This is a genomic window from Burkholderia sp. WTPI3 (genome assembly GCF_021483755.1).
In the GTDB taxonomy this organism is placed as follows: domain Bacteria; phylum Pseudomonadota; class Gammaproteobacteria; order Burkholderiales; family Burkholderiaceae; genus Burkholderia.
The window spans coordinates 64,548-74,889 of the sequence record NZ_JAGIXF010000031.1 but is presented as its reverse complement, the minus strand read 5'-3'; the positions used below and the strand labels follow the sequence as shown (position 1 = coordinate 74,889).

At 64.7% G+C, this 10,342-nt stretch carries 6 protein-coding genes; 1 reads left to right on the top strand and 5 read right to left on the bottom strand.

The genetic code is table 11. The features are described from left to right. The 5 genes from J7024_RS18640 to J7024_RS18620 all read right to left on the bottom strand — a co-directional run. Positions 1-258, bottom strand: a 258-nt coding sequence (locus J7024_RS18640; RefSeq protein WP_327796266.1) for a 2'-5' RNA ligase family protein, incomplete at its 3' end; no start/stop codon positions are given. Further along, the gene (locus tag J7024_RS18635; protein ID WP_234745350.1) at positions 255-1,733 is read right to left on the bottom strand and encodes an alanine/glycine:cation symporter family protein; all 1,479 of its coding nucleotides are present in this window, start codon (positions 1,731-1,733) and stop codon (positions 255-257) included. The genes J7024_RS18635 and J7024_RS18640, both read right to left, overlap by 4 nt. Before the next feature lie 266 nt (positions 1,734-1,999). Next, positions 2,000-3,466 (bottom strand): glutamate synthase subunit beta, encoded by a 1,467-nt coding sequence (locus tag J7024_RS18630; protein ID WP_124828679.1) that lies wholly within the window; start codon positions 3,464-3,466, stop codon positions 2,000-2,002. Between the two features lie 85 nt (positions 3,467-3,551). Next, positions 3,552-8,255, bottom strand: a complete 4,704-nt coding sequence (locus J7024_RS18625) for a glutamate synthase-related protein (protein ID WP_124828680.1) — start codon at positions 8,253-8,255, stop codon at positions 3,552-3,554. A 290-nt stretch (positions 8,256-8,545) separates the two neighbouring features. Further along, a complete protein-coding gene (locus tag J7024_RS18620) occupies positions 8,546-9,259 on the bottom strand; it encodes a transposase (protein WP_027783329.1) in 714 nt (237 codons plus the stop codon). 193 nt (positions 9,260-9,452) lie between these two features. Here J7024_RS18620 and J7024_RS18615 point away from each other — a divergent pair, with 193 nt between their 5' ends. Beyond that, the gene (locus J7024_RS18615; protein WP_124828682.1) at positions 9,453-10,184 is read left to right on the top strand and encodes an OmpW/AlkL family protein; all 732 of its coding nucleotides are present in this window, start codon (positions 9,453-9,455) and stop codon (positions 10,182-10,184) included. The last annotated feature ends 158 nt before the right edge of the window (positions 10,185-10,342 follow it).

Sequence of the window (10,342 nt, the reverse complement as noted above, 5' to 3'; positions counted from 1 at the left end):
GCGCGGCAGGCTCGGCCACCACGCGATCCGCTCGACCGGCTGCAACGGCAGCGCGTGCCCGGCCGCGAGCACCGGCAGTCGCTCGGCCAGCGCATCGCACCGTGCGCGTTCGATCGCACCGATGAACGCGAGCGTCACGTGCAACTGGGCGGGCAGCGTGCGCCGCGCGCCGCGGGTGACCGGCAACGCGTGCAGCGCATCGCGCGATGCCGTGTCGGGCATCAGCGCGACGAACGCACGGAGCCGGTCGCCGTTCATGACCCGCGCACCGCCAAGGGCGTTACACGCACGGCCTCGGCACGCGGCAGCGGACCGTGCTCGCCCCATACGTCGCCGGGCAGCACGCGTGCGAGTTCGGGAATCGTGTTACGCGTGAATACCGGATCGACAATGCCTTGCGCGCGCTGACGGCGATAGTCTCGCCACGCCGCATGCGCATACTTGCCGAGCGCGAGGATCGCGATCAGGTTGATGATCGCCATCAGCCCCATGCTCGTATCGGCCATCGCCCACACGAGCGGCAGTTGCCCGACGCTGCCGAACATCACCATGCCGAGCACCGCGATACGGAACAGCGGCAGCACGCCGCGCCGCTTCGTGATGAACTCGACGTTGCCTTCCGCATACGCGTAGTTGCCGATCACCGACGAAAATGCGAGGAAGAAGATCGCGACGGCCATGTAGATGCCGCCCCAGTCGCCGACGTGGCTCGAGATCGCGCGCTGCGTGAGCGCCGCGCCTTCCATGCCGGTGCCGAGTTCGTACTGGCCCGACAGCAGGATCACGAACGCGGTCGCGCTGCAGATCACGATCGTGTCGACGAACACGCCGAGCATCTGGATCAGCCCCTGCGTGACCGGGTGCCGCGTGCTCGCGGTCGCGGCCGCGTTCGGCGCGCTGCCCATCCCCGCCTCGTTCGAGAACAGCCCGCGCTTCACGCCGATCGCGATCGCCTGGCTGACCGCATAGCCGGTCAGGCCGCCGGCCGCCTGCTCGATGCCGAACGCGCTCTTCACGATCAGCGCGATCACGCCCGGCACCAGTGCGATGTGCGTCGCGACCGCATAGACCGCGAGCGCGAGATAGCCGATCGCCATCAGCGGCACGATCACCTGCGCGACCGTCGCGATCCGGCGGATGCCGCCGAAGATGATCGGCGCGCTCAGCAGCACGAGTCCGAGGCCGACCGTCTCGCGGCGCCAGCCGAACGACGTGTGGAACGCGTCGGCAATCGCATTGGCCTGCACCGCGTTGAACACGAAGCCGAACGCGAGAATCAGCGACAGCGAGAACAGCACGCCGAACGCACGCGAACGCAGGCCCGTCTGGATGTAGTACGCGGGGCCGCCGCGATAGCTGCCGTCCGGGTGCGACACCTTGAAGATCTGCGCGAGCGTCGCCTCGACGAACGCGGACGACATCCCGACGAGCGCCGTCATCCACATCCAGAAGATCGCACCCGGGCCGCCGACCGTCAGCGCGACCGCGACGCCGGCGATGTTGCCGGTGCCGACGCGGCTCGCGAGGCCCGTCGCGAACGCCTGGAACGACGAGATGCTGCCCGGCTCGCCCTTGCTGCCGACCAGTTTCATGCTGAGGAACAACGCCTTCAGCTGGATCATCCGGAACCGCAACGTGAACCACGCGCCGGCGCCGAGCAGCAGCGCGATCAGCACGTAGTTCCACAGCACGCCGTTGACGGCGTCGATCAGCCCATGCACGAATGCTTCCATCCAGAGTCCTTGTAAATGGGGTCAGTCATATGCAGCCGCCATGCAAACGCGGCCGGAGGGGCGACATGATATGACAGTTTTCAAGGATTATTACAAAACGAAAGGAAGCGGAATCACGGAAAATCAACGCCTGATGTGATCAGGTTAGGCGACGCCCGGCGGAAACGACGAGGGTCAGCAACAGCAGGCGGCCGCGCCGGGCATAAAAAAACCGGGCGCCCTTTCGGACGCCCGGCTTTCGTCGAAACCCGCTCGCGCAATGCAGCTTAGCGCGGCAGTTCCGAATGCCCCATCAGGTATGCATCGACCGAACGCGCGCACTGGCGACCTTCGCGGATCGCCCAGACGACGAGCGACTGGCCGCGACGCATGTCGCCTGCGGCGAACACCTTGTCCACCGACGTGTAGTACGAGCGATCGCCTTCGGTCGCCGCACGCGCGTTGCCGCGTGCGTCCTTCGCGACGCCGAATGCCTCGAGCACGGTGGCGGCCGGTTGCGTGAAGCCCATCGCGAGCAGCACGAGGTCGGCCTTCATCTCGAACTCGGAGCCCGGCACTTCCTGCATCTTGCCGTCCTTCCACTCGACGCGCACGGCGATCAGCTTCTCGACCTTACCGTTCTTGCCTTCGAGACGCTTCGTCGCCACCGCCCAGTCGCGCTCGCAGCCTTCTTCATGCGACGACGACGTGCGCAGCTTGATCGGCCAGTACGGCCACACGAGCGCCTTGTTTTCCTCTTCCGGCGGCTGCGGCAGCAGCTCGAACTGCGTGACGTGCTTCGCGCCGTGGCGGTTGGACGTGCCGACGCAGTCCGAGCCCGTATCGCCGCCGCCGATCACGATCACGTGCTTGCCCTTTGCGACGAGCTGGTCGACCAGCTTGTCGCCCGCGTTCACGCGGTTCTGCTGCGGCAGGAAGTCCATCGCGAAATGCACGCCGGCGAGCTCGCGGCCCGGCACCGGCAGATCGCGCGGCGTTTCCGAGCCGCCCGCGATCACGACCGCATCGAACTCTTCCTTCAGCTTCTCCGGCGACATGGTTTCCTTCGCGAGGTTGCCGATCGACTCGGGCAGCGGATCCTTGCCGATGAACACGCTGGTGCGGAACGTCACGCCTTCCGCTTCCATCTGGCGCATGCGGCGATCGATCAGCCACTTCTCGAGCTTGAAGTCGGGGATCCCGTAACGCAGCAAGCCGCCGACGCGATCGTTCTTCTCGAACACCGTCACGTCGTGACCGGCGCGCGCGAGTTGCTGCGCGGCGGCAAGCCCCGCGGGGCCCGAACCGACGACGGCGACCTTCTTGCCGGTCTTGTGCTCGGCCGGCAGCGGCTTCACCCAGCCCTCCGCCCAGGCCTTGTCGATGATCGCGTGCTCGATCGACTTGATGCCGACCGGATCGTCGTTGATCCCGAGCGTGCATGCTGCCTCGCACGGCGCCGGGCAGATACGGCCCGTGAACTCGGGGAAGTTGTTGGTCGAATGCAGGACTTCGATCGCCTGCTGCCAGTCCTGACGGTAGACGAGATCGTTGAAGTCAGGAATGACGTTGTTGACCGGGCAGCCGTTGTTGCAGAACGGGATGCCGCAATCCATGCAGCGCGCGCCCTGGACCTTCGCGTCCGAGTCGGTCAGCGCCGCGACGAATTCCTTGTAATGCTTCACGCGCGTGAGCGGTGCTTCGTACGCCTCGTGGCGGCGTTCGAACTCCAGAAAACCGGTTGCCTTGCCCATAAGGTGCTCTTCTGTTCGGTGTATCGGGTGGGGGAGCCGCGCGCGGCAGTCATGCGCGCGCGGCGTTCGCTATGTCGTTCGTCGCTCAGGCGGCCAGCACTTCCTTCGCCGCCTTCTTCGCACCGATCTCGCCCAGCGCGCGCTTGTATTCGTGCGGGAACACCTTCACGAACTGGCGGCGCGCCGCGTCCCAGTTTTCCAGCAGCGACTTCGCGCGCGGCGAACCCGTGAACTGGAAATGACGCTCGACGAGCCCCTTGAGCAGCACTTCGTCCGTCGTGCCCGCGTGCCAGAGTGCGCGATCGACCGTGCGCTCCTGCTCGGCCTGCTGCAGCACCGGATCCAGCGCGACCATCGACTTGTTGCACTTCGCAGCGAACGTGCCTTCCGGATCGTAGATGTATGCCAGACCGCCCGACATGCCGGCCGCGAAGTTGCGCCCGGTTTCGCCGAGCACGACGACCGTGCCGCCCGTCATGTATTCGCAGCCATGGTCGCCCGTGCCTTCGACGACCGCCGTCGCGCCCGAATTGCGCACGCAGAAACGCTCGCCCGCCACGCCGCGGAAGAAGGCTTCCCCTTCGATCGCGCCGTACATCACCGTGTTGCCGCAGATGATGTTTTCCTCGGACTTTCCGCGGAAGTCGTTGGTCGGACGGATGATGATCCGGCCGCCCGACAGGCCCTTGCCGACGTAGTCGTTGCCGTCGCCGACGAGGTCGAGCGTCACGCCCTTCGCGAGGAACGCACCGAAGCTCTGGCCGGCCGTGCCCTTCAGCTGGATGTGCACCGCGTCGTCCGCCAGGCCGTCGTGACCGTGCTTCTTCGCGATCACGCCCGACAGCATCGCGCCGACGGTACGGTTCACGTTGCGCACCGGCTGGATGAACGACACATGCTCGCCGTTCTCGATCGCGGCCTTCGCCTTCTCGATCAGCACGTGGTCGAGCGCACGCTCGAGGCCGTGATCCTGCACGTCGACGTGACGCGGCGCGACGTCCTCGCACTCTTCCGGCTGGTAGAACACGCGCGAGAAGTCGAGGCCCTTCGCCTTCCAGTGCTCGATGCCCTTGCGCGTATCGAGCAGATCGGCGCGACCGATCAGGTCGTCGAACTTCGCGACGCCGAGCTGCGCCATGATTTCACGCACTTCCTCGGCGACGAAGAAGAAGTAGTTCACCACGTGTTCGGGCTGGCCCTTGAACTTCGCGCGCAGCACCGGATCCTGCGTCGCGACGCCAACCGGGCACGTGTTCAGGTGGCACTTGCGCATCATGATGCAGCCCTCGACGACGAGCGGCGCCGTCGCGAAGCCGAATTCGTCCGCACCGAGCAGCGCGCCGATCACGACGTCGCGGCCCGTCTTCATCTGGCCGTCGGCCTGCACGCGGATCCGGCCGCGCAGACGGTTCAGCACCAGCGTCTGCTGCGTTTCGGCAAGGCCGAGTTCCCACGGCGTGCCCGCATGCTTGACCGACGACAGCGGCGAAGCCCCCGTGCCGCCGTCGTGGCCCGCAATCACGACGTGATCGGCCTTCGCCTTCGCAACACCGGCCGCGACAGTGCCGACGCCCACTTCCGATACCAGCTTCACCGAGATGCTCGAGCTCGGGTTCACGTTCTTCAGGTCGTGGATCAGTTGCGCCAGATCCTCGATCGAGTAGATGTCGTGGTGCGGCGGCGGCGAGATCAGGCCGACGCCCGGCACCGAGTAACGCAGCTTGCCGATGTATTCGGACACCTTGTGGCCCGGCAGCTGGCCGCCTTCGCCCGGCTTCGCGCCCTGCGCCATCTTGATCTGGATCTGGTCGGCCGATGCCAGGTACTCGGCGGTGACGCCGAAGCGGCCCGACGCGACCTGCTTGATCTTCGAGCGCAGAGAATCGCCGTCCTTCAGCGGAATATCGCTGACGATCTCGTCGCCGATCACCGACTTCAGCGTCTCGCCCGACTTGATCGGAATGCCGCGCAGTTCGTTGCGGTAACGCTTCTGGTCCTCGCCGCCTTCACCGGTGTTCGACTTGCCGCCGATCCGGTTCATCGCGATCGCGAGCGTCGCGTGCGCTTCGGTGCTGATCGAACCGAGCGACATCGCGCCCGTCGCGAAGCGCTTCACGATCTCCTTCGCCGGTTCGACGTCGTCGATCGGGATCGCCCTGGTCGGCTCGACCTTGAACTCGAACAGACCGCGGAACGTCATGTGACGCTTAGTCTGATCGTTGATCAGGTGCGCGTATTCCTTGTACGTCTGGTACGAGTTGCTGCGCGTCGCGTGCTGGAGCTTCGCGATCGAATCCGGGGTCCACATGTGGTCTTCGCCACGCACGCGGTAGGCGTACTCGCCGCCCGCGTCGAGCATGTCGCGCAGGACCGGGTTGTCGCCGAATGCGTCGCGGTGCAGGCGGATCGCTTCTTCAGCCACTTCGAACAGGCCGATGCCGCCGACTTTCGATGCCGTGCCCTTGAAATACTTCTCGACGAGGTCGCTCGACAGGCCAAGCGCTTCGAAGATCTGCGCGCCCGTGTACGACATGTACGTCGAGATGCCCATCTTCGACATCACTTTCTGCAGGCCCTTGCCGACCGCCTTCGTGAAGTTGTAGACGGCCTTCTCCGGCGACAGGTCGCCCGACAGGCCTTCTGCCATCTTCGCGAGCGTTTCCATCGCGAGGTACGGGTGCACGGCTTCCGCGCCGTAGCCCGCGAGCAGCGCGAAGTGGTGCGTCTCACGTGCGGAGCCCGTCTCGACGACAAGACCCGTGCTCGTGCGCAGCCCTTGCTGGACGAGGTGCGTGTGGATCGCCGACGTGGCGAGCAGCGCCGGAATCGCGACGTGCTCGGCGTCCGTCTTGCGGTCCGACACGATCAGCATGTTGTAGCCGGACTTCACCGCGTCGACGGCTTCCGCGCACAGCGACGCGAGGCGTGCCTCGATGCCTTCCTTGCCCCATGCGACCGGATAGCAGATGTTCAGCTCGTATGCGCTGAACTTGCCGCCCGTGTACTGGTCGATCGCGCGGATCTTCGCGATGTCCTTGAAGTCGAGCACCGGCTGCGACACTTCGAGACGCATCGGCGGGTTGATGTTGTTCGTGTCGAGCAGGTTCGGCTTCGGGCCGATGAACGACACGAGCGACATCACCATGTTCTCGCGGATCGGGTCGATCGGCGGGTTCGTGACCTGTGCGAACAGCTGCTTGAAGTAGTGATAGAGCGTCTTGTTCTTGTTCGACATCACCGCGAGCGGCGAGTCGTTGCCCATCGAACCGACGGCCTCTTCGCCCTGCTGCGCCATCGGCGCCATCAGGAACTTCAGGTCTTCCTGCGTATAGCCGAACGCCTGCTGGCGGTCGAGCAGCGCGGCGCCCTGCGAACGGCCGGCCGCGACGTCCTCGGCCTTCGGCTCGATCTCGTCGAGCTTGATGCGCACGGCGTCGATCCAGCTCTTGTACGGCTTCGCGTTTGCGAGGTTGTCCTTGAGTTCCTTGTCGTCGATGATGCGGCCGTGTTCCATGTCGATCAGGAACATCTTGCCCGGCTGCAGGCGCCACTTCTTTACGATCTTCGATTCGGGAATCGGCAGCGTGCCGGCTTCGGACGCCATGATGACGAGGTCGTCGTCGGTCACGATGTAGCGCGCCGGCCGCAGGCCGTTACGGTCAAGCGTCGCGCCGATCTGACGGCCGTCGGTGAACGCGATCGCGGCCGGGCCGTCCCACGGCTCCATCATTGCAGCGTGGTATTCGTAGAACGCGCGGCGGTTCTCGTCCATCAGCGTGTGCTGTTCCCACGCTTCCGGGATCATCATCATCACCGCGTGCACGAGCGGATAGCCGGCCATTACCAGCAGTTCGAGACAGTTGTCGAACGATGCCGTGTCGGACTGGCCCGGATAGATCAGCGGCCACAGCTTCGGCAGGTCGTCGGCGAGCACGTGCGACGCGATCGCGCCGGTACGCGCATTCAGCCAGTTGACGTTGCCCTTCACGGTGTTGATCTCGCCGTTGTGCGCGATCATCCGGTACGGGTGAGCCAGTTCCCACGCCGGGAACGTGTTGGTCGAGAAGCGCTGGTGCACGAGCGCGAGCGCCGAAACGACGCGCGCGTCCTGCAGGTCGCGGTAGTACACGCCGACCTGGCCTGCCAGCAGCAGCCCCTTGTAGACGACCGTGCGCGCCGACATCGACGGCACGAAGTATTCCTTGCCGTGCTTGAGCTTCAGCGCCTGGATGCGGTGGCTCGCGGTCTTGCGGATCACATACAGCTTCCGCTCGAGCGCGTCCGTCACCATGATGTCCTTGCCGCGACCGATGAAGATCTGGCGGATCAGCGGCTCGCTCGCCTTCACCGTCGGCGAGATCGGCATCGTATGGTCGACCGGCACGTCACGCCAGCCCAGCACGACCTGCCCCTCTGCCCGCACCGTCCGCTCGAGCTCCTGCTCGCAAGCGAGACGCGACGCGTTCTCCTTCGGCAGGAAGATCATGCCGACCCCATATTCGCCGGCAGGCGGCAGCGTCACGCCCTGCTTCGACATCTCCTCGCGATAGAACGCGTCCGGAATCTGGATCAGGATGCCCGCGCCGTCGCCCATCAGCGGATCGGCACCGACCGCGCCGCGGTGATCGAGGTTTTCGAGGATCTTCAGACCCTGTTGAATGATCTCGTGGCTCTTCTTGCCCTTGATGTGAGCGACGAAGCCGACGCCACAGGCGTCGTGTTCGTTTTGCGGGTCGTACAGACCTTGTGCGGCGGGCACCGCGGCGAGCGGCTGCTGGTGGTCGTTCATGGGGACACCGTCGTAAAGGGGGCCTCGAGGGCCGTTGAACCATTTTTTTGTTGCCGTCGCTCCCGCTCCCGACGGGAGACGGCACGGCCGACAGTGGTTGGGCAAGCTGTGCCCGGGCCACCGGAATTCGGAATATACGCGACGAATCAAAGGAATAGCAACAAAAACCTATTGATAGAACCCCAATTAAACGATCGCCCCGATATGGTGCTGTTTTATTGGGGACGCAACGTTTTGGTGCAAAAAGAAGCGGCGCCCGTGGCGCCGCCTCGCAGTCCGCCTTCCCCGTGCTACTGCTGGATCGGCGGCGTGTTTTCACGCACCTTTCTGGGGCGTCCGCGCGGCAGCGGCGACACGCGCCGATTCGCCGTACGCGCCGCCCACTCGCGGTAGTTTTCGCCGCCAAGCACCCAGCCCTTCAACGTCGCTTGCTGGAGCTGATCGGCCTGCCGTTCGTCGAGCGGCTGCTCGCAGAGCTCCTTGTACGCGCGCTGCCGGTCGAACGGCGTGTTGCCGAGCGCCCAGTAGAGCGGATGGTCGGTGATCAGGCTGTCGACGGTGAGCCCGACGTGATGCCGGTAGCTCGACCAACGATACGCCTCGGGCGTCGCGACGAGTTGCGAACGTACCGGGCTCATCTCGACTACCCGGCTCGCGAGCAGGAAATAGCGCTCGCCTTCGATCACCGTCGCGCGATAGCGGCCCTCCCACAGGGTGCCGCGCCGGGAATAACGCCGGTTGAAATGCGCGACGTAGCGGCGGCCGACCGCCTGCATCGCCTTCGGCAGGCTCGCCTCGTCGCTCGGCGTCACCAGGAGTTGCACCTGACGCGGGAGCAGCACATAGGCGTGCACCGAAAGATGATGATCGCGTGCCGCGGCCTTCAGACAATCGATGAAGAGCTCGTAGTCCTGGTCGTCGACGAACGCGGGTTGCTGATCCAGGCCGCGCAGTATCACGTGCTGCGGCTGGTCGGGAACATAGAGTCGTGCTAACCGTGCCATGCTGAATGTCCGTTTGAACGCGTTAGGAAATACCCGGAGGTCCGAAAGTGCGCACCTGCGTAGAATGCCTGTCCCTACGGGGCGCGGAAGCGTACGATCGTGCGAATCCTAGGGAGAAAGCTCTAACTTGCGAGCTTGTTTGGTTTTAAACGCAGTCGTCATAATGAGCACGCCTTTGATCGGAGGAGACACAATGAAACGAAAACTGGCCATTTCGGGGGCCGCGGCGCTCGCATTCGCATTCGCGGGCGGTACGGCACACGCACAATCTGCAGGGGACATCTACGTCAGCACCGGATGGTTCCATCTATCCCCGCAGGACAGCAGCGATCCGCTTTACGTCTACGGCGTCGGCGGCACGCCCATCAATCAGTCCATTCCCAATACCGGCGCGGGCATCAGCGATGCCGACACCCTTGGGCTTGCAGCGGGTTACTTCGTCACCGACCACATCTCCACCGAACTCGTCATGGGGATACCGCCGAAGTTCGACATCACCGGCAAGGGTCAGTTCGAAAACTTCGGCGTACTCGGCCGCGCGTACCAGTGGAGCCCCGCCCTGTTGCTTCGCTACCACTTCAACGACGCCAACGCGAAATTCCGTCCGTATGTCGGCGTGGGCGCGACGTATATCTGGTTCACCGGCGCGAAGATCACGAACAGCGCGTTCGAGAACGGCGTGCTCGGCGGCCCGACCAGCGCAACGACCAGCAACCAGTGGGCGCCCGTATTCAACGCCGGCTTCACGTACAACTTCACGAAACACTGGTTCGCGGGCCTGTCGATTTCGTACATCCCGGTCAGCGTGACCGCAACCTTCACGACGGCCCGCCGCACGCAGGTCGGTACGCTGACGGAGACGTCGAAGGCTCACATCTCGCTCAATCCGATCGTCACGTACCTGAACGTCGGCTACCGCTTCTAAGCGTAGTCGAATATTTGGGGAATGGTTAATCCTGCTGCAATTTGTAGCGGATTTTTCCTCGAGTAACGCCCCCGCCATGCGAAACGCCCCGGTCGGAATCCCGCCGGGGCGTCGTTTTTTTCGCATCGGTCACGTTCCCGTGCCGGGTTTTGCCGGGT